Here is a 21,266-nt window from a genome sequence, read left to right on the forward strand (position 1 = left end):
CTTATTCGCAAAACTAGAGAGGGCCGATTATGCAGAGCCAACCCAATTCAAGCAATACCCCGATCCATGTCGCGACACGTTTTCATAATTCGCAAAACGTGTCGCGTACCGTTTCGATGAGCAGCTCTGAAATTGCAGAGCTGACTGGCAAGCAGCACAAGCACGTCATTCGCGACATCAGAGAGATGCTGGCAGAGCTCGAAAAAGATGGTCCAGTTTTGGGCCATGTCCGGGAGGACAAGGATTCTCGGGGCTACACCGAGAACTTTCATCTCGACCGCGAACTGACAGAAACCCTGGTCACCGGTTACAGCATTCCTTTGCGCCACAAAGTCATTCGCCGCCTGCACGAACTGGAAGAGAAGGTCGCCAAGCCCGCCTTCGATCTGGCAGCGCTCAGCGACCCGCGCACTTTGCTGGCCTTGCTCACTCAGAACGTGACCAAGGTCGTCACCTTGGAAGCGGACAACTCCGAGCTTTCCCACGAAAACCTGATGCTCGAGCAGAAGGTCGCCGCCGATGCGCCGAAGGTGGGCTTCTTCGACGCCGTGACCGTCACTCATGAAACCTACTCGGTGGCCGAAGCCGCGAAGCTGATCGGCACCGGTCAGAACCGCCTGATGGCGTTCTTGCGCCAGCGCCGCTGGGTCACCATCCGCAAAAACGAACCCATGCAAGGTCCTATTGAGTCGGGTTATCTGGCCTCGAAGCTCAGCACCTTTGAGCATCCGGAGAACGGCAAAACGACTGTGGTCACTCCTCGGGTGACCGGCAAGGGACTGACAAAGCTTCAAGCAATGTGGTCTCGCCGCGAAGCTGATCTGCTGGGAGGTGCGCAGTGATCACTACCGAGCGCCTTCAGCTGTCTCTCCGCGTTGCCGATCGAGCGATGGGCCACCAGCGCGCTGTCGACGATCTTGTCGAGGCTCAGCGCCGGCTTGATCAGGGCTACACCGACTTCTTCGAAGAGCATGGCCGCCCATTTGACGATCGCCGCCCAATCAATCCGGAAGTCGAAGAGTTCCTTCCGGTTATCGACGCGACTCGTCACCTCTACATCGCTCGCTGCAACGCCCGTCAAGCCGCCAACACCGCGAAGCGCAGGCTAAAACTGGCCGTTCGTGCCGTCGAGCGCTATGACGCGGACACCACCATTCAGGAGGCCGCATGATGGCCCGGATACGCACCGTAAAACCTGAGTTCTGGTCGAGCGAGCAGGTGATGTCATGCCGTCCTTTGGCGCGCCTGCTGTTCATTGGTCTTTGGAATTTCTGTGATGACGGGGGCAATCACCCGTTGGCACCGAGGACCATCAAGGCGCTGGTCTTTCCGGGCGATGACATCACAACCGACGAAGTCAGCGAGCTACTGGGTGAACTGGAAGGCGCGAACCTGACTGAAAGCTACACAGTGGACGGCAAGATTTACCTGCATGTCAGTGGCTGGAAGCACCAGAAGATCGAGAAAAAGAACTTCAAGTATCCACCCGTTCCGCTACCAATCGTCGAGCCACCGGAGAGTGGTGGCAGAGGAGTCGACGACCAGTCGTCGAATGGTCGTCGACCGCTCGACCCCGTAATGGAAGGGAATGGAATAGGAGAAGATCAACACAACACACAAGGCGCGTGTGAGCCAGAGCCGATCGACCCCAACGCTCCTGTCGAAATGTCCCTCGAGTGGATTCCTGACGAAAAGCTTCTGGAGGCCTATGCGTTCCGTATGAGTCTCCCGGTATCCCTGTTTACCGAGGAAGCCATCGGCGCGTTCGTTTGCCACTACACGGCGAGCGGCCGGATCGAGACGCAGGTGTCTTGGGTCAGTCTGCTGGTGAAGTGGATCAAGCGCGATGCCGTCACGGCGCTGTCGAGCAATGTCCGTCAGTTCCCCATGAAGCGCCAAGTCAACGGCCCGGACTTTGACGACATCACCTGGTCTGACGACTTGGGTGACCTGTGAACAAGGTCAAGGCGCCACAGAGCGCCAGCAAACTCATGAGCAAGATGGGCAACCTGCCGCCGGTTGTTCCGGTCATCCCGAAGCAACTGCCGCCCGGTACTACCGATGTGGTCAACGCGCTGTTCAAGGAGTTGCAGGCGATCTTCCCCGCGTGGAAGCAGGCTTGGCCAGATGACGATGCACTGCGTGCTGCCAAGCGCAGCTGGATCAAAGCTTTCATCGTCGCCGAGATCAACACCCTGGAGCAGATCCGATACGGCCTTCAGAACTGCCGCCAGCACGGCAACGACTTTGCGCCGAGCGTTGGGAAGTTCATCAAGTGGTGCCTTCCGACGCCGGAGATGATGGGCATTCCGCCGCACGACAAGGCGTTTCGTGAGGCTCTGCTGAATCTGCATCCAGCTCGACGAACTTCTCGTGAGTGGTCACATCCAGCAGTCAGGCACGCGGCACTCCACTGTGAAATGCACAACCTTGCCGACCTGACATCGGAGAAGGCCAGCAAGATCTTCGACCGGGCCTACGACATCACGATTCGGATGCTGGTCAACGGCCAACCGCTGGAAGACATCGCCATCGGCATTGGCCACGACAGTCAGAAGAGCGAGGTGGAATTGGCCGAGGAGTTCGGCGCTGCGCGACAGGCTCGGCTACTGGCGATCCAGGGGATTCCAACATCCGGTGGAGCAGCTCGTGCGCTGCTGCTTGCCAAGTTTGGCAAGAACCGGGGAGGGCATGTACATGGCTAACCCAGTACAAAAACTCACCCCAGCCTCAGAAGATCTGGTCCGCCTGCGAGACGAGATCGCCATGCAAGCACTGAACGCCATGATCATCAGCGGAACGTGGGGTTCGACTTCGCCAAACGGCACTTTTACCAAGCACAAAAACTACAGAGATCATTCCGAAGCTGCGTATCAGCTTGCTGACGAAATGCTGGCTGCACGGGAGCGCAGGTGATGACCGATTACAGCGAACTGAAGAAGGCAGCCGAGTACGCCCAGGACTTCAAAAGCCATGCTGATGAGGCTGAAGAGATGCGTGCGCTATCGGCATTTTACGACGAGGTTGCTCCTGCTGATGTTCTGGCTTTGATTGCCGAGCGTGATCACCTGAAGGCAGAGAATGCCGGTCTTCGTGGCCAGGCTGAGGTAGCTCAGAAGGGCGCAGGTCAGCTCAAGGTCGACCTGCAGACTGCCGACACTGCCTGTTTCCTGAGTATCGCGGAGAACAAGAAGCTCAAGTTTGAGAGCGAGGCGCTGCGCAAGGATGCCGAGCGGTACCGCCGAATGCGCGCTATGACATTAAAGCAAATCGATGACACCCCTGATGAGTTCGATGCTGAGTTCGACAGTCAGCTTGGCGCCGCCATGAGCAAGGAGGCTCCCCATGGCTGAGCTCGCACTGATCCGCACCGCCCAGGGCCTGGTACCGGCTACCGAAGCTGATCGCGAAACCGTCCAGAAGTGGAAGGCAGGTCAGATCATTCACGGCAAGTTCACCCGCATGCGCAACGGCAAGTTCCACGGCAAGTTCTTCTCGATGCTCGATTTGGCGTGGGAGTACTGGGAGCCGGTCGGCGGCCTGATCCCGCAACAGGAGATGCGCGGCATTCATGGGTTGGCCAAGTTCTTCGAGGCGCAGAGCGGAAAGCCGGGGCAGCTTTCGAATGCGGTCGCCGCGTACATCACCGGGTTGGAGCAGGCTCGCGCGGAACGCTTCCCGGCAGTCGACAAGAGCCGTGAAGCCTTCCGTGAGTGGGTAACGATCGAGGCCGGTCATTACCACTTGGTGCACACGCCCGAAGGAATTCGCAAAGAGGCCAAGTCGATCAGTTGGGCAAACATGGATGAGTCGGCCTTTGAGCCCCTTTACCGCGACGTCTTCAACGCCTGCTGGCGGTTGGTGTTGTCTGCGATTTTTGAGAATGAGGCTGACGCGCTGGCTGCGGCCGATCAGTTGGGGAGTTACGCATGATCTTCAATTACGAATCAGCCATGCGTGAAGCGCGGCGCATGAACGAAAACGGCGGCGACGGTGACTACACCATCAAAAAAGTCTGGTACGGATGGATTGTCATTGACCGCACTGAGCGGGGGCGGGGCGCATGAGGATTGCCCTAAAGGAACTCCGCAAGAAGAAGTGCCGCAACGCTGCGTGCCGGACGGAGTTCGTTCCGGTTCGCTCCATGCAGGTGGTGTGCAGCCCCCTGTGCGGCCTGGCGGTTGCCAAGGCCAAGCGCGAGAAGGATCGGAAGTCCATCGACCAGCGCGAGCGCCGGGAGATCCGTGTAGCAAAGGAGCGCATTAAGCCAAAGGCGGACCATATGCGCGAGGCTCAGCAGGCGTTCAACGAGTTTATCCGTCTGCGCGACAAGGACCTGCCCTGCGTGAGCTGCGGTCGGCACCACGAGGGCCAATACCACGCCGGGCACTACCGCACTGTAGGTGCGAACCCTGAGCTGCGCTTCGAGCCGCTCAACGTGTGGAAACAGTGCGCGCCGTGCAACAACCACAAGTCCGGCGACATCGTGAATTACCGCATCACCCTGGTGCAGCGGATCGGCGCCGACAAGGTTGCCTGGCTCGAGGGACCGCACGAACCGAAGCGCTACACCATTGAAGTACTGAAGGCCATGAAGGCCGATTACCGGGCAATGATCAGAGAATTGAAGGGGGCAGCATGAAGATCAATTCCGCACGCCAGGCTTGGCATGACTGCAACTACAACCCGGCCCCCGGCCAGACTTCTGATGCCGCTGAGCTTGGGGTGGTGGTGCAGAAGACTGAACGCGGCCCGACGGCCAACCCGGCGATTCACGGGGCGCTGGCTGGCCACATTCAGTCAGCAATAGCGAGGCTTCACTTTCAGTTGCGTGCCTTCGGCAATGCAATGTATGCAGCCGAGCCAACCGACGATGATCGTGAGGAGGCCGAAGACGCGGTATTCAACCTGGTTTGCTCAAGAGCCGGGCGAATGACGGCCAGCAAGAGGGAGCGAGCTGAGTTCGTCGCCAAGGGTGTGTTTCGGCGGTATCGCTACATGCACCAGGGCGGGCAGTCGTCGAATCCAGACCCTTTGATCAAGCCCGAGGTGTTTCGCGCATGGCTGAAAGGTGAGTATGGGATTTGCCTTGTCTCGGACCGATGGGGCCGCGATTGGGAGCCATTTGTTCAGCTCTGCTTCGATGCGTGTTACGACATTGACGCCAAGGCGCTAAGTCCAATTGGCGGGGTAATTTACAAGATGAAAGAGGCCGCTTGACTTCCCGCCCGGCTGGCGGCATCATTTCGCCATAGTTAGTATTTTGCCTACGGCAACTTGCTCTCAGATAAAAGAAAATCCGGCCACCGAGCCGGGTTTTTTGTTAGAGTCTCCAGCCGCATTGTAAAACCACTCCTGACAGGGTAAGCAGAGCAATGCGGTATAGACCCGGCCCTCAAAGCCGGGTTTTTTATTGCCCAAAGAAAAGATTCCACTGCATCCAGGGCAGCCTTCGGGAAGGCCTGGACACTGCTAGCCGGTAGTGCAGTGCTACGAGAAAACACCGGCAGCCCGCACACCCTGACCTGACTTGTGCTTCCGGGGTGGTGTGAGACCGATCGGCGAGACTGGTGCAGAAGGGCGCCGGCGTCGTGAAGGTCTTTGGCGGACGGCGGGAAAGACCGCAAACCTATTTCGAGCCTCGGCATTTGCCGGGGCTTTTTCGTATCTGGAGCACAGCAATGCAGAGTCACGACTACGTGCCGGGTGTCTCCGGCTGGAAGCTGCACAAGAATGGCAGCTTCGAAATCAACGCTTCAACGATCACTGTCGGAAGTCTGCCGAGCGAGCCGCAGCTGATCACCGTGACCGCCGGCGAGTGGCCGGATCACGATCTGCCAAGCAACGCCCTGGTGCGCATGAAGTTCATGGCGGGCGAGCTGGACAAGATCCCGGCCGAGTATCGAGACAGCGCTGAGCTCGTGACGGAGGATCACTCCTTTGATCGCGATGGATCGGACATTCGCACCAGCCTAACCTATGAGCGGCCCGAGACTACCGATGAGGTGGCTGCGCGCTTGGAGCGGGTGGAATCGTCCGGAACTCAGATCAAACTCACCGAGGGCAGGATCACTATCTCGAACGGCTCCGGCGTTCCGCTGGCGATCCTCGGGAACCTTGCCGAACCGTTCGTGGTTACTGATGACCAGGTGCTCATGAGTCATGCGTTCATCGAGGACGTGACGACCACCAGCGGCAAGCTGTTGGCCAAGTGGTCAGTGAAAATGGCTCTCACCGCCGATGGCAGGTACGTTGCCACCGGCTTTGGCCTGGGCAACGATCCCCAGTGTGCGGTCCCAGCTGATCGATTCACGGCTGATGCTGCACCACTCGGCGAACAAATCCTCGATGTCATCACGCAACAACTGAAGCCCGGCGGTGTTCTGCATCGCCAAGGGCTGTAACCACCCACACCTCACTCCCAACTGGGAGAAGAGCAAAACCCTGGAGTAACACCTATGGCCGAGCCGAGTACCGGCGCCCTGGCATTAGCTGGCGTACTTGGCAGCGTCGGCCTTGGCGCTGCATTCCCCGAGATTGATCTGGCCGCACTGGTTGGAGCTTTCGGTGGGGCTTTCTTTTACGTCGTGTTCGCCAAGGACATGACATCGCTGCGTCGCTTGGGCTATCTGGTGGCAGGCTGGATCGGTGGTTACTTTGGTGCCGCCGAGTTGCTGGGCAGAGCCTGGACAAAGACTGCCGGCTTCAGCGGCTTCCTGTGTGGCGCGCTCTGCGTCGTTGTCTTCGCCGGAATAGTGGAGTGGATGCAGACCGGTGAAATGCCGCGGTGGCTTCAGTGGTGCTTTCGGCGATTTACTGGAAAGGAGGGCGTCTGATGGCCGCCATCTTACAAGCCGCTTTCTGCGCGGCGATCTTCTTCATGATTGGTCTGCGGTACCGGCCATTCCCTGATACACGCTACAAGCTGGCCATGTCACTGGTTGCCTGGGCTGCTTGCGCGATTACGGGGATGCAGTTCGTGAGCTTTGTCGGACAGGTCACTCTGCACGGCGAGGTGCCGGACGCGTCCTGGTTCAACACGGCGTTCTATTTCCTGGCTGCAGTGCTGGTGTGCCGCGCCAAGGGGAATGTCGCTCGCATTCTGAGAATGCAATAGGTCGCGACACGTTTCGCGAATTATCAAATCGTGTCGCTATACAGCTGCTGGGCTTCGTCGTGTCCGTTATGCACGGACACGCTCTGATGCAGACGCAAGGTATGGCGAGTTAATCGTGTTCGCTGTAAGGGGTAACACCCAGAGGCATAGCGGGAAACCATAGCCAGCCATCTTCCTGTATGGGGTTCTTGAAGTTCCGCTTCACTTCAAAAACATGATCGCCATCTCGACCGTTCGGATAGGTCAGTTCGATAATGTGTGTGCCATACCAACCTTGGAAGGCTTCCGTTTGCAGTCCGAGCCATCCGGCGCGCTGAACAATGCCTCCAGAGTTGTCCGCTCCTATGTAGGGAGATCGCTCACCTGGGCTGAAGTGAAACGGTATGTCGGACAGTCGAATTTTCTCACCGTCACCTGTGTGGGCGACGATTTCAGCCTTTTTGTATTCCATGCGGTTGCTCCTTGCGTTGAGTTGAATCCAACCAATACCGGCAACCCGCCGCTATTTCAATCCTGCTTTAGCATTACCGAGAACATCTATGACAACCAAGCAACCCGACTGGGAGGCAATCGAACGCGCCTACCGGGCTGGTTCGCTTTCCGTTCGTGCTATAGCTGAAGAGGCCGGCGTCTCCCATGTGGCAATAGCCAAGCGCGCCAAGAAAGAAGGCTGGGCAAGAGACCTGACTGACAAGGTTCGGGCCGCAGCTAAGCGCAAGGTTACCAATGCGGTTACCACTGAAAGTTACCAAGATGCACTGGTAACCGAAGAAGAGATCATTGAGGAAGCGTCCGACAAGGTCGCCTCAGTAGTGCTTGCTCACCGCGTTGATCTCGCTCAGTGGCGAAATATCGCAAACAAGCTCAGCGTGTTCCTCTGCACGGCCAACGTGACCGAAGACAACCACGGCGACTTCGCCCGATCCCTGAACGCTGGTGTTGACGCACAGCTCAAGGTCATCAAGGGGGAGCGCCAGGCTTACAACCTCGACACGGAGACAGGTGACAAGACAGTCAGCGACCTGGCCGCAATGATGGACGAACTATCGAAGGAAGCCTGACATGAAGCCCGAGCACATGAAGCTGCTCCGGGATAAGCGTTGGCGGATCAACAATCTCTACTTCATCACCGACAAGCAGGGCAAGAAAGTCCGCTTCCGGATGACGGACGAGCAGATCGAATACTTCGATGGGATGCATACCCGGAACATCATCCTGAAGGCTCGGCAGCTTGGCTTCACCACTGAGTGCTGCATCATTCAGCTCGACGCGGCGCTGTTCGAGTCGGCCAAGTGCGCACTGATCGCTCATACCCTGAACGACGCCAAGCGCCTGTTCCGCGAGAAGGTGAAGTACGCCTACGACAACCTGCCGGCCGAGATCCGCGCCGCCAATCCCGCTAGCAACGATTCAGCCGGCGAGCTGGTATTCAGCAAGGGCGGCTCGGTCTACGTGTCCACGTCCTTCCGAGGCGGCACGCTGCGTTACTTGCATGTGTCGGAGTTCGGGAAGATCTGCGCCAAGTTCCCGCACAAGGCCCGAGAGATCGTCACCGGTGCCTTTGAGGCTGTGGCCACCGACTGTTTCGTCACGATTGAATCGACGGCGGAAGGCCGGGCCGGCTACTTTTTCGATTACTCGCAGAGTGCTGAACGCCAGCAACTGGCTGGTGTGCCCTTGGGCCAGCTGGACTGGAAGTTCTTCTTTTTCAGCTGGTGGAAGAACAAGGCCTACTGGCTTGACCCGACAGATGTGGTCATCCCGCAGCGCCTGACCGACTACTTCAACGAGCTGCACGCCAAGCACGGGATCGTCACGAACGACGGTCAGCGCGCCTGGTACGCGGCCAAGGAGAAGACACTCGGCGACGACATGAAGCGGGAATACCCGTCGATCCCTGTCGAAGCCTTCCAGCAGTCGGTCGAGGGTGCCTATTACGCACAGCAACTAACCAAGCTTTACGCCCAACAGCGTATTGGCGCGATACCGAACAACAGCCATCTGCCGGTGATGACCTTCTGGGACATCGGCGTAAGCGACTCCACGGCCATCTGGTTCGTGCGACAGGTCGGCACCGAATACCACGTCATCGACTACTACGAGAACTCGGGCGAAGGCCTGCGGCATTACATGAAGGTGCTCAAGGACAAGGGGTACACCTATTCCGAGCACTGGGGGCCGCACGACATCGACAACCGCGAGTTCGGTAGCGATGCCAAGACCCGTCGTGAGCTCGCCCAAGAGGGCTACGAGATCGACGGGCAGAAGTACCAAATGACGTTTCAGGTGGTCCCGAAGATCGGCATCAACGACGGCATCGAGCAGGTCCGGGAAATCCTCCCACTCTGCGTATTCGATGAGTCGAAGTGCGAAGAGGGCATCAACTGCATCGAGAACTACCGCAAGGAATGGGACGAAAAGCGCGGCTGCTGGAAAGATAGGCCGCTTCATGACTGGACCTCTCACGGTTCCGACGGTTTCCGGTACTTCGCTGTAGCAAAGAGCGCCAGGAAGCCGGCCACTTCTATCAAAATGGGATACGCCCGATGAGCAACGACGCCTCCTTCAAGAGGGCGGACTACACGGAAGTGCTGGACCGCTGGGCGACTGTGCGTGATGTCTGCGCCGGTCAGCACCGAGTTGTGTCGCGACTTCCCTGCATCAACTCACACGACAAGTCGCCAGAGAATGCCGACCGCAACAAGGCATACCGCGAGCGTGCGGTGTTCAAGAACGCCACCGGCCACACTCGCAATGGATTGCTCGGCCTGGCATTCCACAAAGACCCAACACTCACTGTGCCGAAGAAGCTGGAGTACTTGCAGGACAACGCCAACGGCTCCGGCGTGAGTATCTATCAGCAGTCGCAGGGCGTGCTCGAAAAGGTACTTGAGGCAGGGCGTCACGGCTTGTACGTCGATTATCACCAGGACGACGGCGCCGGTGGCCACTCAGTGATCCTGACTTACTGCGCCGAGGACATCATCAACTGGCGCACCGGCATGGTGAATGGTCACTACGTTCTGACTCTGGTCGTGCTCCGTGAGACCCCAGAAGTCGAAGACGGATTCGGTTTCAAGACGATTGAGCAGTACCGCGAACTGGCATTGGAAACTGAAGGTTTCGTCTGCCGAGTTTGGCGCCGATCCGGACCGGAGAATGGCGGCCCGCTTGCCGTTGTGGAGGAGCATTTCCCGACTGGCGTGAAAGGTCGTTTGAAAGAAATCCCGTTCACCTTCGTCGGTGCGCAGAACAACGACCCGAGCATCGATGAATCGCCGCTCTACGATATCGCCATGATCAACCTCGGTCATTACCGAAACAGCGCGGACTATGAAGACAGCGTGTTCTGGTGTGGCCAGGCTCAGCCCTGGATTTCCGGCTTGACTGAGTCATGGGTGAAGTTGTTGGAGGAAAAGGGTGTTTACGTCGGTTCCCGGGCGCCAATGCTGCTTCCGGTCAACGGGGCTTTCGGCTACGCACAGCCGTTGCCGAACACGCTCGTCAAAGAGGCGATGGCCGACAAGAACCAGATGATGATCGAGCTGGGCGCCCGTATGGTTGTGGCTTCGTTGTCGTCCAAGACGGCGACCGAGGCCCGCGGCGATCAATCGGCATCGACTTCGGTGCTGGCCGGCTGTGTAGCGAACATCAGCGAGGCATACACCAGGGCAATCATGTGGTGCGGCCAATACATGGGCGTTACTGACAAGGTCGCCTATCAGGTCAATCAGGAGTTCGTTGAGCTGACGGCTGATCCGCAGATGATCACGGCCTTGGTTGGCCTGTGGCAGAACGGCGGCTTCGCGAAAGCGGACCTTCGTGCCTATCTGCGCAAACTGGGGCTGATTGCTCCAGAACGCACTGACCTGCAGATCGATAACGAGCTACAGGAGCAGACTGACGGCCTCGGCTTGGACGACGTGGGGGTGAACAGTGGCGGTCAACCAGGCAATCCTTGATGCCACGATCCGGCATGCGGTCTTTCTCGAGCAGCTGAAGGCGGGCGAGGTCGGTAAGTTCGCTCCGTTCCTCAAGGAGATTGACCGCTCGATTCGAGATCGACTTACCCAGTCGGACCTGACCGAGTACAACGTCAAGCGGCTGGAGGCGCTGCTGAAAGAGGTCGACAGCCTGTTGCTGGGCATCTTTGATCGCTACAGCGTGCAACTGAATCTCGATCTGATCGACATTGCCAACTACGAAGCTGAGTTCGAGGCGACGAGCCTGGCCAGGTCTGCGCCGGTTGGTGTGTCGCTGGACGTTGCGGCGCCGACGGCGGCAGCCATCAGGGCGGCGGTGCTGACGAACCCGCTCAGTGTTCGCGGCACCGGTGGCGGCAAGCTGCTAAAGGCCTTCATCAAGGGCTGGACTACGGCAGAGCGGGAGCGCGTCACCGGCACGATCCGGCAAGGTTTCTTCGAGGGGCAGACGAACTTCCAGATCATTCGCACCATCCGCGGCACCAAAGCGGCCGGCTACAAAGACGGCATCCTGGCCACGACCAATCGCAACGCCAGTACGGTGGTGCACACTTCGATTCAGCATGTGTCGTCACAGGCGCGGATGGAGGTGGCCAAGGCCAACACGGACATCGTGGTCGAGATTGAAATGGTCGCCACGCTGGATAGCAAGACCAGCCAGCAATGTCGCTCGATGGATAAGCGACGGTTCCCGGTTGATTCCGGGCCCAGGCCACCGTTCCACCCGAACTGCCGCACCACGTTCATTTTGCGGACCAAGCTCAGCGAGATGTTCGCGAAGGGCACTACGCGGGCTTCGGTTGGTGCGGATGGCGCGGGCCAGGTCAGTGCGAGCCTTGATTATTACCACTGGCTCCAGCAGCAACCGGCATCGTTTCAGGATGTCGCGATCGGCCCTGTCCGGGCAAAGCTGTTCCGTGAAGGCGGGCTGAGCGTCCAGCGCTTTGCCGAGCTGCAGCTTGATCGCAACTTTGCACCTCTGACCCTATTGCAAATGAAGGGGCTGGAACCGCTGGCGTTCGAACGCGCCGGAATTTAATAGAACACTTTCAATCAGCCGCCTCCGGGCGGTTTTTTATTGCCTGCAAAGCGGGCAAAACATACCCAAGGGGTGCATCAACGTGGCAGAAGAAAACGAAATCGACCTGGAAAACCCGGCAATCAAGGCCGCTATCGCGACTGCCGTTGAAGCCTCCGTTTCTGGCCTGAAAACCAAGAACACGGAACTGCTAGGCAAGCTGAAGGACACCACCGGCAAGCTGACCCAGTTCGAAACCCAGTTTGAAGGCATCGATATCGACGCCGTCAAAGGGCTGCTGAGCCGGGCTGGTCAGGACGAAGAAACCAAGCTGCTGACAGAGGGCAAGGTGGACGAAGTCTTCAATCGGCGCACTGAGCGCCTGCGTAGCGACTACGACAAGCAACTGAAGACCGTAACCGGTCGCGCCGAGAAGGCAGAAGCCTTCGCCGCCAAGTTTCAGGGCAAAGTCCTGGGCGACTCGGTGCGCGGCGCTGCACTGAAAGCCGGCGCACTGCCGGAAGCTACCGACGACATCATCCTGCGCGCCAAGGGCGTGTTCTCTCTGAATGAAGAGGGTGAAGCGGTCGCTGTTGATGAGTCTGGCCAGACCATCATGGGCAAAGACGGCAAAACACCTCTGACCCCGCTCGAATGGGCGGAATCTTTGCGCGAAAGCGCACCTCACCTGTGGCCAAGGGCTTCAGGAACAAATGCCCCGGGCGGGGGTGGCGGCCAGGCTGCATTCAAGCGCTCCGAAATGACCTCCGAGCAAAAGCGCGATTACCAGCGCAAGCACGGCCAAACCGCATTCCTGCAATTGCCCAAGTAAGGGGACTCACCCATGGCTACAACCGTAAACAGCAACCTGATCATCTACAACGATGAGGCGCAAACCGCATACCTGGAGCGCGTCCAGGACAACCTGGATGTGTTCAACGCATCGTCCAACGGCGCGATCGTCCTCGACAACGAGCTGATCGAAGGCGACTTCCGCAAGCGCGCCTTCTACAAAATCGGCGGCTCGCTGGAGCACCGCGACGTCAACTCCACCGGCAAGGTAACCGCCAAGAAGATTGGCTCCGGTGAGGCGGTAGGCGTCAAGGCACCATGGATGTACGGTCCATACCAAACCACCGAAGAGGCCTTCAAGCGTCGTGGTCGTCCAGTAGAGGAGTTCTCCCAGATCATCGGTGCCGATGTGGCTGATGCGACTCTGGAAGGCTTCATTCAATATTCCACCGCCGCGCTGCGTGCTTCTATCGGCTCCAATGCTGGCATGGTGGTTTCGGCCAACATCGAAACCGACGGCAAAAAGACCCTGACTCGCGGTATGCGCAAATTCGGCGACAAGTTCGGGCGTATCGCTCTGTGGGTTATGCACTCTTCGGCATACTTCGACATCGTCGATGAAGCGATCACTAACAAGATCTACGAAGAGGCGGGCGTGGTGATCTACGGCGGCCTGCCAGGCACTCTGGGTAAGCCTGTGCTGGTCACCGACACTGCGCCGGCAGATGTGATCTTCGGTCTGCTGCCGAATGCGGTGGTGATCACCGAGTCTCAGGCTCCAGGCTTCCGCTCGTACGAAGTGAACGATGAAGTGAACCTGGGTATCGGCTACCGCGCCGAGGGTACCGTCAACATCGATGTGCTGGGTTACAGCTGGAAGGAGGCCGCCGGCGGCGCAAATCCAACTCTGGCAGCGGTCGGCTCTGCGGCCAACTGGACCAAGCATGCTGGCAGCGACAAAGTCACCGCCGGCGTGATGATCAAGCTGACTGCCACTCCGCCAGTAACTGGCGGTTAATCACGCATCAAAGGGCGGCCAACAATGGCCGCCACGGAGTAGTTCATGGAACTCATCTACACCAATCAACTGGATGGCTTTGACCCGAACAAGCGCTATCGCAATGCCGATCTGTTTCGCTCCGTTGAGAGCGGGGTGACAAAGGTTATCGTCGTTGGCGATCACCCAATGATTGTTGATGCATACGAGGTACTGGGAGTCGAAGTGATCGTCTCCGAGTTGCCGACTGTGCAGGGCGAAGCGGAAACTGACCCCGCGAAAATGGGCGTCGGCGCTCTGCGTGAATGGCTGACTGTTCAAGGCATCGACTATGATCCCAAGGCCCCCAAGGCCGAAATCCTGAAACTTATTCCAGTGAGCTGATTCATGACTCTCATCATCGAGGACTGCACCGGCAAGCCGGACGCTGAAAGCTACGCGAGCGCTGCGGACCTGGTCATGTACGCGCGGAAGTTCGGCGTGACCATCCCTGCGGACGAGCCAGCGCAAGAAGCACTGCTTCGCCGGTCCGCCTTGGCGATGGATGGCATGACCTGGAAAGGTCGCAAGATGTCGAGTGATCAGGCGCTGGCCTGGCCGCGTCGCGGCGTTGAGCTGGACAGTCAAATCAAGCCAGATAACTACCTACCGGCGCGCATTCAGTACGGGCAGATGGCCTTGGCCGCCGAGATCCATACCGATGACATTGATCCGGTCGAGAAGCGCACGGGCGCGGTGATCAGGGAGCGGGTCGAAGGTGCGGTCGACGTCCAGTATGCGACGATCAGCAATACCAGCGGCCGGCTCTTGCCGGCGGCACCGGACCGCCCCAGTGCCACACAGTTCGCAGACTACCTGGCCAAACGAGGCCTCTTTGCCGTAAGGGCCTGATCATGAGCGAGTTCTACAACCGCATGGCTGCGACCGCTTTGCGGTTGATAGCTCAATTCGGCCAGCCCGTGACTATCCGTGACATCACCAAGGGTGCGTACGACCCGAGTACCAGCAAAACGCGGCCTGACTCGGTCGTCGAGCGCACAGCCCAAGGCATCATGCTCGACTTCACCGGGCAAGAGTTTCAGACCAATTCATTGATCAAGGTCGGCGACAAAAAGCTGAAGATCGCAGCAAGCGGGCTGACCTCGCCGCCGACGCTGCTCAGCAAGGTCGTTGCCCAGGGGCGCACCTGGACCATTGTTCCGCCACTGAAAGAGATCAACCCAGCCGGCACGCCGATCCTGTACGAGCTGCAGGTGCGGTCATGAGTAAATACGCCGGCATGAACGGTAGCTTCGCCGAGAACATCCGGCAGTTCGCTGAACAGGCAAAGGCGGGTATCGACGCAACGTTCCGCGAGATCGTCATCGAGATCGGCAGCAGTGTTATCCGCATGTCGCCGGTGGGCAATCCCGAGATCTGGGCGGCCAACGTCGCGCATCGCCAGGCAAACGCCCGGGCGGCCGATGACTATGACTTCAAGGTCGCTGTACGCAACACGGTCATCAACCTGACCGACAGCAATTTCACCAAGGCCGGCAAGCTCAAGCGTGGCGTGAAGTACGCCAAGCCGCTGACCAAGACCGAGCGCGACCAGAACTTCAATGTGAACGGTCTGGTGGCGGGGAAGGGCTACGTCGGCGGGCGCTTTCGCGGTAACTGGCAGTTCTCGATCGACACCCCGGCCGAGGGCGTGCTTGATCAGGTCGATCCGTCGGGCAATGTGACGATTGCGGTGCTGCGGGCCCAGGTGCAGGCGCTGACCATTGGGCAGACTGCGTACATCGTGAACAACTTGCCGTACGGCATCGCCCTCGAGTATGGCCATTCCAAGCAGGCACCCGGCGGTATGGTCCGAGTGACCTTGACCCGTTTCCAGCAGATCGTTGAAGAAGCCATCAGGAACAACCAGGTATGAGCCACGCAATTATTCGACAGCTATTTGAGGGGCGCCTGAACGGCTGGGCTGCGACTCGCACACCGGCACTGCGCATTGCCTATGAAGATGTCGCCTTTACGCCGGCAGACGGCGAGACCTATCTCAAGGCATTCGCCATTCCGGCCGGCACGGGCAGCAACACGCTTGGCGGTGATCACCGCGTTTACACCGGCGTATTTCAGGTGAGCATTGTCACGCCATCGGGCTCAGGTCCTGGTTCGGCAGAAGGGGTGGTGGACGAGCTTGCCGATCTGTACCCGCTCTATCTCCGACTCAACCGCGCAGACTTCGAAGTCATCGTGCTGACGCCGGTAGAGCCGAGCCCCGGCATTCCAGACGACACCACCTACACCGTTGCTGCGTCGTTCCAGTACCGCGCTGACACCAACTAATTCGCCCGTTGGGCAAACCCAGAACCCGCCTCGTGCGGGTTTTGTCATTTTTGAAGAGAGGAAACACCCATGGCCGGCATCAAGATGCCCAACGGCGCGACACTCGAAATCGCTTCTGCGTATGGCGTTGCGATTCCCTTCACCTCGCTGAGCAATGCGAGCCCTGCAGTTGCCACGGCGGCTGCTCACGGCCTGGCCGAGGGCGACATCATCGCTGTCAGCTCCGGCTGGACGCGCTTGAATGATCGCGCCGTCAAAGTCGGGGAGATCGCCAGCGGCACCTTCGCCCTTGGCGGCATCAATACCACCAATGTTCAGCAGTACCCGGCTGGCTCCGGCATTGGCTCGGCGCGTGAGGTCACGTCTTTTGTCGAGATTTCACAAGTGACAGAGCTGGCTTCGAGCGGTGGCGATCAACAGTTTCTCACCTATGGCTTCCTGGCTGACGATGACGACCGTCAGATGCCCACCACCAAGAACCCGACCACGATGAGCATCACTGTCGCGGACGACCCATCCAAGCCCTACGTTCCAATCTGCGAGGCGGCGGACGACGACAAGCAGGTTCGTGTTCTGCGCATGAACCTGCCGGGCGGCGACATCATTCTCTACAACGGCTATGTGTCGATCACTTCGACCCCGACTATGGGGCGTAACAACCTGATGACCCGCGTCATCAGCATTGCACTGACTGGCCGTCCAACTCGTTACGCGGCGGTGTAACCCATGGCCAAGTTCAAGCTAATTCAAAACCCAACCTTCAAGGCGGACGTGATGATCCCTCGGGTCGGCGGTGACCCCATGAAGGTGCCGTTTGAGTTCAAGTATCTCGACCGGACCGAGCTCGCAGCGCTGTACGCCGATTGGGAGGATCGTCACAAGGCCTTGGGTCTGAAGATTGAAGACATGGACCTCAAGGAGTTCACCGCGGCGCAGATCGACATCCAGGTTGGGCAAATCAAATCTGTGGTGGTTGGCTGGGGCTTTGACGAGAAGCTAACCGACGAGAATATTCGCATTCTGGTCAGTTCGATCGCCTCTACGCCTAGTGCGGTGTTAGCGGCGTACTCCGAGGCGTTCAGCCAGGCCCGCCTGGGAAACTCCTAAGCGCTTCGCGCGCCCTGTACGAAGCCGGCCCGTCAGATGCAGATCTGGCGGCGTTCGGCATGTCGCGCAATGACATTCCGGTCGAGCAGATCGATATCTGGCCGGACAACTGGCCGGCTTTCACGGTCTTCGAGGCGATGAGTACTCAGTGGCGTACAGGCGCGTGCGGCGCAACGGGATTGGACTACGGCGTTCTGCCCAGCGTGATTCGAATGTGTGGCGTGCCTCTCGGTGAGCGGCAAAGCATCTTCAGCGATATCCGTCACATGGAAGCTGAAGCCCTGCAGGTGATGGCGGAACAGAGAGACAACAAATGAGCGTCAACTTCACGTCCTTGGGTATCGAGGTCAATTCGTCACAGGCCGTCAGTGCGGCCGGCGACCTGGACAAACTGGTCGTTGCGGCCGAGGGCGCCGAAAAAGCCGTCGATGGTCTCGGCAAGGCCAGCGACAGCCTGGCCAACACCGGCAAGAAGGTTGCGCAGGCCGAATCGGAAGCCGCTCAGGGTGTCGAAAAGTCCACTGGTGCCACGCAGCGTCAGGCCGAGGCAAGACGGAAATCAGGCGCAAGTGCGACCAGTGAAATCGCCATCATCAGCCAACTCGAAAAGGCGATGTCCGGCAACATCGGCAGCATGGAACAACTGATCCAGGCTGAAGGACTTCTGGAGCGCGCCCGAAAAGGCGGGCTGGTCACCATTGAGGAACAGGCCCGCTATCAGGACCAGTTGGGCAAGGCCTACGACAAGATCGAAAAAGCCGAGGCCAAGGAAGCGGCGCAGAAACAGCGCCTGATCGACGCGGAAAATCGCCAGATCGAGGCGCTGAAGCGCACGGTCAACAGCATCGATCCGGTTACTGCAAAGCTGGCCAAGCTTGAGGCGCAGGAAAAGGCGCTGGAGGCTGCGCACAAGGCCGGTGTGGTTGATGCGAATCGCTACAACGAGGCGCTGGCCAAGATCGGCAAGGACCGCTCGGCACTCACCGCCACAGAGACGGCATTCGACAAACTGAAGCTCGGCAGCCGCCAGGCTCAGGAAAATGTCGTGCAGCTTGGTAACGCGTTGTCGTCTAGTGACTGGGGGAGCGGCGTTCGTGCTGTGGCTCAGCTCGGTGCGGGCGCCGGAGCGTCGGCGGCCGGCATGCTGGCACTTGTTGCTCCGGTAGGTCTGGTTGCCGCCGCGATTGGCGGGTTGGCTGTCGCGTACTACCAGGGCAGCAAAGAGCAGGATGCCTTCAACAAATCGCTGATTCTGACGGGCAACTTTGCGGGCTCCAGCTCAAATCAGTTGAGCGACATGGCGCGCCAGGTCAGCGCAACCGTTGGCACTACCGGTGCCGCCGCGGATGTTCTGGCGACCCTGGCCGGTAACGGCAAGCTGGCCGGCAGCAGTTTTGTCGAAATCACTGAAGCCGCGCTGTCGATGGAGAAGGCTACGGGCAAGTCCGTCGACGCGACGGTGGCCGAGTTCGTCAAGATCGCCGATGACCCGGTCGCTGCAGCGAAGTCGCTGAACGATCAGTATCATTTCCTCACCGCGTCCGTGTATTCGCAGATCGTGGCTTTGAAGGAGCAGGGCGACGAGGTTGGTGCAGTCAAGCTGCTCACCGACACCTATGCCGATACCGTCAAGTCACGGGCTGGCGAGATAACTCAGAACCTTGGGCTGATCGAGCAAGGCTGGAAATCTATCAAGTCGGCGGCGGCCGAAGCGCTGGACGCCACCCTGGATGTGGGCCGAACCCAGTCAATTGACACCCAGATCGCCAACTATCAAAAGATTCTCGATGATCGAAAGTCAGGCTTTCTGGCCAAGCTGTTTCCTGATGATTTGGGGGGCGGTAGTCAGTCCAGCAAATTCCTTGAGGGGCAGATTTCAGCACTGCAGAAGCGGAAAACTGAAATTGAGGCAAACTCCAAAGCCCAGGGCGATAACACTCGGATACAAGACGAGGCGCAGGAAGCGCACCGCCGCCTGAAGGCTATCAGCGATGCCAACCTCAGTAGCGAGGAAAAGCGCAACAAGCTGCTCAAGGATTACCGGCGGGAAGTTGATGCTCTGCGCAAAGCCAATCCGAATGATCCTCTGGTTCAGGCGGATTACGTTGCCAAAACCATCGAGAACATCAAGGACAAGAACAAGGACCCCAAGGCTGCCAGTGCCGCGGTCGACTTGACCGGTTTCAACAACTCGAAAAACGCCCTCGCCGAAACGCTGAGCTATTACAAAAACGCCGAGAAGGAACTCGAAGCGTCGCAGCATGCCGGCGTGATCTCGCAAGCAAGTTACACCGAGCAACGCGTCAACCTAATCAAGCAGCAAGCCGTCGAGGTCAGCCAGGGTTACCAGGCAGAAATCGCCGCGCTTGAGGCAGCAAGGGGTAAGACCAGCACTTCGGCCGCCCAGCGTATCCAGCTTGACCAGAAGATCGCCGATGCACGCACGGCGATGGTCAAGGCGCAGAAGGATGCCGACAGCCAGCTTGAAGTGCTCGCGACAAATGAAACCGGCCGACTCGCCAAGCAAGAACGCGCGATCACTTCGTACGCTCAGGCGCTGAGTCAGCAACAGAAGGCGTTGGAGTTGGCCGGCCAGCGCGCCGTTATCGGTGTTGGCCAAGGTGACCGCCAGAATGCACTCAGCGGCGAGTTGAACAACCAGCAAGACCGGCTCGCTCAGCAGTCGCTGGAGTTGGAAAACCAACGCTCCGACCCGTCGCGCAATATGTCGGACGAAGAGTTCACCCGCAAATCCCAAGCCCTCGCAGACGCGAACAAGGCGGCGACCGACCAGATTCAGCAGAACTATGCCGATGTCGAAGCGGCGCAGGGAGATTGGACGAAGGGCGCCACCTCCGCCTGGCAGAACTATCTGGATTCGGCGCAGAACGTCGCCGGCCAGACCAAGAGCCTGTTCAGCAACGCCTTCAGTTCGATGGAGGACGCGGTCGTCAACTTCGCCATGACCGGGAAGTTGTCGTTCGCCGACTTCACCAAATCGATTTTGGCGGACATGGCGCGGATTGCCGCGCGGCAGGCCAGCTCGGCGTTGCTAAGCAGCCTGGTCGGTGCTGGCATCAGTTATTTCACTGGCAGTGGTTCCGGCGCAACAGGTGCTGCGACGGCTGGCGGTGCGGAGGCGGGAGCGCAGAGTTTCGGCAGTCAATTTGATGCCAGCTCCGCCTCGGTGACCTTCGGTGGTGGCCGGGCTTCGGGTGGCGGTGTTGATCCCAACACGCTGTATGAAGTGAACGAGAAGGGGCCGGAGCTGTTCAGTCAGGGCGGTCGGTCCTACCTGATGACCGGTGCTGCGGGCGGCAGTGTCACGCCGCTGACTTCTGGTGCAGGGCCGGGTGTCGCAGCGATAAGCAGCGGCGGCAATGGTGGCAACACTTACAACTTCCCAGTTGCTGTTTCGGTACAGACGTCTGGCGAGGCGGGCGGCGCAGCCTCGCAGGAAGCATCCAGCCAGTTCGGCAAAGGCATTCAGCAGGCCGCAAAGGTCGAGGCTGAAACGGCAATCGCCAGAGCGCTGCAACCCGGCGGCTCGATCTGGCGCCTGACAAACGGGAGGGGTTAATGGCGATCGAGACATTCACATGGCCAACCGAGCGCGGCAGCTCACCCGAGATTACGTATCGGTTGCGCACCGCGCAGTTCGGCGACGGTTACAAACAGGAGGTTGGCGATGGGCCGAACAACAAAGAGGACTCCTACCCAATCACCTACAGCGGCCAAAAAGCCAAAGTGCTGGAGATCATGGCGTTCTTTGACCGGCACGCTGGGGCGAAGGCATTCCTCTGGACAACTCCTCTCGGACAGCTCGGCCTGTTCACCTGCAAGAACCCCGCACCCACTCCAGTGGGCGGCGGCGTATTTAAGCTCACGGCCACCTTTGACCGTGCTTTTCAACCATAAGGGGTA

30 protein-coding genes are annotated in these 21,266 nt (G+C 59.0%); 29 read left to right on the forward strand and 1 reads right to left on the reverse strand.

What is annotated here, in order from left to right:
• The first annotated feature begins 116 nt into the window (after nucleotides 1–116).
• The 13 genes from BLL42_RS21805 (at nucleotide 117) to BLL42_RS21860 (ending at nucleotide 7,117) form a co-directional block, all read left to right on the forward strand.
• Nucleotides 117–842, forward strand: coding sequence for a phage antirepressor KilAC domain-containing protein (locus tag BLL42_RS21805; RefSeq protein WP_236721921.1), 726 nt, complete (start codon nucleotides 117–119; stop codon nucleotides 840–842).
• Nucleotides 839–1,171 (forward strand): hypothetical protein, encoded by a 333-nt coding sequence (locus tag BLL42_RS21810; protein ID WP_071554076.1) that lies wholly within the window; start codon nucleotides 839–841, stop codon nucleotides 1,169–1,171. The genes BLL42_RS21805 and BLL42_RS21810 overlap by 4 nt, the downstream gene beginning before the upstream one ends.
• Entirely contained in the window at nucleotides 1,168–1,956 is a 789-nt protein-coding gene (locus BLL42_RS21815) for a DnaT-like ssDNA-binding domain-containing protein (RefSeq protein ID WP_081427320.1), read from the forward strand. The genes BLL42_RS21810 and BLL42_RS21815 overlap by 4 nt, the downstream gene beginning before the upstream one ends.
• A gap of 35 nt (nucleotides 1,957–1,991) precedes the next feature.
• Complete coding sequence (locus BLL42_RS21820; protein ID WP_071555819.1) at nucleotides 1,992–2,705, forward strand: replication protein P; 714 nt, start codon at nucleotides 1,992–1,994, stop codon at nucleotides 2,703–2,705.
• Nucleotides 2,698–2,916: a hypothetical protein gene (locus tag BLL42_RS21825; protein ID WP_071554078.1), complete on the forward strand. Its 219-nt coding sequence runs from the start codon at nucleotides 2,698–2,700 to the stop codon at nucleotides 2,914–2,916. The genes BLL42_RS21820 and BLL42_RS21825 overlap by 8 nt, the downstream gene beginning before the upstream one ends.
• Nucleotides 2,916–3,353 (forward strand): hypothetical protein, encoded by a 438-nt coding sequence (locus BLL42_RS21830; protein ID WP_071554080.1) that lies wholly within the window; start codon nucleotides 2,916–2,918, stop codon nucleotides 3,351–3,353. Before BLL42_RS21825 ends, BLL42_RS21830 begins: the two co-directional genes overlap by 1 nt.
• Nucleotides 3,346–3,933: a DUF1367 family protein gene (locus tag BLL42_RS21835; protein WP_071554082.1), complete on the forward strand. Its 588-nt coding sequence runs from the start codon at nucleotides 3,346–3,348 to the stop codon at nucleotides 3,931–3,933. Before BLL42_RS21830 ends, BLL42_RS21835 begins: the two co-directional genes overlap by 8 nt.
• Nucleotides 3,930–4,067 carry a hypothetical protein gene (locus tag BLL42_RS30070; RefSeq protein WP_161492352.1) on the forward strand — a complete coding sequence of 46 codons (138 nt, stop codon included), beginning with the start codon at nucleotides 3,930–3,932 and terminating at the stop codon, nucleotides 4,065–4,067. Before BLL42_RS21835 ends, BLL42_RS30070 begins: the two co-directional genes overlap by 4 nt.
• Complete coding sequence (locus BLL42_RS21840; protein WP_071554084.1) at nucleotides 4,064–4,642, forward strand: recombination protein NinG; 579 nt, start codon at nucleotides 4,064–4,066, stop codon at nucleotides 4,640–4,642. Before BLL42_RS30070 ends, BLL42_RS21840 begins: the two co-directional genes overlap by 4 nt.
• Nucleotides 4,639–5,220, forward strand: a complete 582-nt coding sequence (locus tag BLL42_RS21845; protein ID WP_071554086.1) for a hypothetical protein — start codon at nucleotides 4,639–4,641, stop codon at nucleotides 5,218–5,220. Before BLL42_RS21840 ends, BLL42_RS21845 begins: the two co-directional genes overlap by 4 nt.
• A gap of 461 nt (nucleotides 5,221–5,681) precedes the next feature.
• A complete protein-coding gene (locus BLL42_RS21850; protein WP_071554088.1) occupies nucleotides 5,682–6,404 on the forward strand; it encodes a phage tail tip fiber protein in 723 nt (240 codons plus the stop codon).
• 54 nt (nucleotides 6,405–6,458) lie between these two features.
• Entirely contained in the window at nucleotides 6,459–6,836 is a 378-nt protein-coding gene (locus tag BLL42_RS21855; protein WP_071554090.1) for a putative holin, read from the forward strand.
• Nucleotides 6,836–7,117, forward strand: coding sequence for a phage holin family protein (locus BLL42_RS21860; RefSeq protein WP_071554092.1), 282 nt, complete (start codon nucleotides 6,836–6,838; stop codon nucleotides 7,115–7,117). The genes BLL42_RS21855 and BLL42_RS21860 overlap by 1 nt, the downstream gene beginning before the upstream one ends.
• 109 nt (nucleotides 7,118–7,226) lie before the next feature.
• On the opposite strand, the gene BLL42_RS21865 is transcribed toward BLL42_RS21860, so the two are convergent.
• A complete protein-coding gene (locus BLL42_RS21865) occupies nucleotides 7,227–7,568 on the reverse strand; it encodes a hypothetical protein (protein ID WP_071554095.1) in 342 nt (113 codons plus the stop codon).
• 88 nt (nucleotides 7,569–7,656) lie between these two features.
• Here BLL42_RS21865 and BLL42_RS21870 point away from each other — a divergent pair, with 88 nt between their 5' ends.
• The 16 genes from BLL42_RS21870 (at nucleotide 7,657) to BLL42_RS21945 (ending at nucleotide 21,260) form a co-directional block, all read left to right on the forward strand.
• A complete protein-coding gene (locus tag BLL42_RS21870; protein WP_071554097.1) occupies nucleotides 7,657–8,178 on the forward strand; it encodes a hypothetical protein in 522 nt (173 codons plus the stop codon).
• Nucleotide 8,179: 1 nt separating this feature from the next.
• A complete protein-coding gene (locus tag BLL42_RS21875; protein WP_071554099.1) occupies nucleotides 8,180–9,667 on the forward strand; it encodes a terminase large subunit in 1,488 nt (495 codons plus the stop codon).
• Entirely contained in the window at nucleotides 9,664–11,079 is a 1,416-nt protein-coding gene (locus tag BLL42_RS21880) for a DUF4055 domain-containing protein (RefSeq protein ID WP_071554101.1), read from the forward strand. Before BLL42_RS21875 ends, BLL42_RS21880 begins: the two co-directional genes overlap by 4 nt.
• Nucleotides 11,054–12,139, forward strand: a complete 1,086-nt coding sequence (locus BLL42_RS21885; protein ID WP_071554103.1) for a minor capsid protein — start codon at nucleotides 11,054–11,056, stop codon at nucleotides 12,137–12,139. Before BLL42_RS21880 ends, BLL42_RS21885 begins: the two co-directional genes overlap by 26 nt.
• 82 nt (nucleotides 12,140–12,221) lie before the next feature.
• Complete coding sequence (locus BLL42_RS21890; RefSeq protein ID WP_071554105.1) at nucleotides 12,222–12,950, forward strand: hypothetical protein; 729 nt, start codon at nucleotides 12,222–12,224, stop codon at nucleotides 12,948–12,950.
• Between the two features lie 12 nt (nucleotides 12,951–12,962).
• Nucleotides 12,963–13,928, forward strand: a complete 966-nt coding sequence (locus BLL42_RS21895; protein WP_071554107.1) for a major capsid protein — start codon at nucleotides 12,963–12,965, stop codon at nucleotides 13,926–13,928.
• A 45-nt stretch (nucleotides 13,929–13,973) separates the two neighbouring features.
• Nucleotides 13,974–14,291 carry a hypothetical protein gene (locus BLL42_RS21900; protein ID WP_071554109.1) on the forward strand — a complete coding sequence of 106 codons (318 nt, stop codon included), beginning with the start codon at nucleotides 13,974–13,976 and terminating at the stop codon, nucleotides 14,289–14,291.
• 3 nt (nucleotides 14,292–14,294) lie between these two features.
• Entirely contained in the window at nucleotides 14,295–14,798 is a 504-nt protein-coding gene (locus BLL42_RS21905; RefSeq protein ID WP_071554111.1) for a DnaT-like ssDNA-binding protein, read from the forward strand.
• A 2-nt stretch (nucleotides 14,799–14,800) separates the two neighbouring features.
• Nucleotides 14,801–15,172, forward strand: a complete 372-nt coding sequence (locus BLL42_RS21910) for a hypothetical protein (RefSeq protein ID WP_071554113.1) — start codon at nucleotides 14,801–14,803, stop codon at nucleotides 15,170–15,172.
• Nucleotides 15,169–15,822, forward strand: coding sequence for a hypothetical protein (locus tag BLL42_RS21915; protein WP_071554115.1), 654 nt, complete (start codon nucleotides 15,169–15,171; stop codon nucleotides 15,820–15,822). The genes BLL42_RS21910 and BLL42_RS21915 overlap by 4 nt, the downstream gene beginning before the upstream one ends.
• Entirely contained in the window at nucleotides 15,819–16,235 is a 417-nt protein-coding gene (locus BLL42_RS21920; protein ID WP_071554117.1) for a phage tail terminator-like protein, read from the forward strand. Before BLL42_RS21915 ends, BLL42_RS21920 begins: the two co-directional genes overlap by 4 nt.
• A 69-nt stretch (nucleotides 16,236–16,304) precedes the next feature.
• Nucleotides 16,305–16,958, forward strand: coding sequence for a phage tail protein (locus BLL42_RS21925; protein ID WP_071554119.1), 654 nt, complete (start codon nucleotides 16,305–16,307; stop codon nucleotides 16,956–16,958).
• Between the two features lie 3 nt (nucleotides 16,959–16,961).
• Complete coding sequence (locus BLL42_RS21930) at nucleotides 16,962–17,342, forward strand: phage tail assembly chaperone (RefSeq protein WP_071554121.1); 381 nt, start codon at nucleotides 16,962–16,964, stop codon at nucleotides 17,340–17,342.
• A 59-nt stretch (nucleotides 17,343–17,401) separates the two neighbouring features.
• Nucleotides 17,402–17,659, forward strand: coding sequence for a DUF1799 domain-containing protein (locus BLL42_RS21935; RefSeq protein WP_071554123.1), 258 nt, complete (start codon nucleotides 17,402–17,404; stop codon nucleotides 17,657–17,659).
• Nucleotides 17,656–20,922 (forward strand): phage tail tape measure protein, encoded by a 3,267-nt coding sequence (locus BLL42_RS21940; protein ID WP_071554125.1) that lies wholly within the window; start codon nucleotides 17,656–17,658, stop codon nucleotides 20,920–20,922. Before BLL42_RS21935 ends, BLL42_RS21940 begins: the two co-directional genes overlap by 4 nt.
• Entirely contained in the window at nucleotides 20,922–21,260 is a 339-nt protein-coding gene (locus BLL42_RS21945) for a phage tail protein (RefSeq protein WP_071554127.1), read from the forward strand. Before BLL42_RS21940 ends, BLL42_RS21945 begins: the two co-directional genes overlap by 1 nt.
• Nucleotides 21,261–21,266: the final 6 nt, after the last annotated feature.

This window comes from Pseudomonas frederiksbergensis (genome assembly GCF_001874645.1).
Lineage (GTDB): Bacteria > Pseudomonadota > Gammaproteobacteria > Pseudomonadales > Pseudomonadaceae > Aquipseudomonas > Aquipseudomonas frederiksbergensis_B.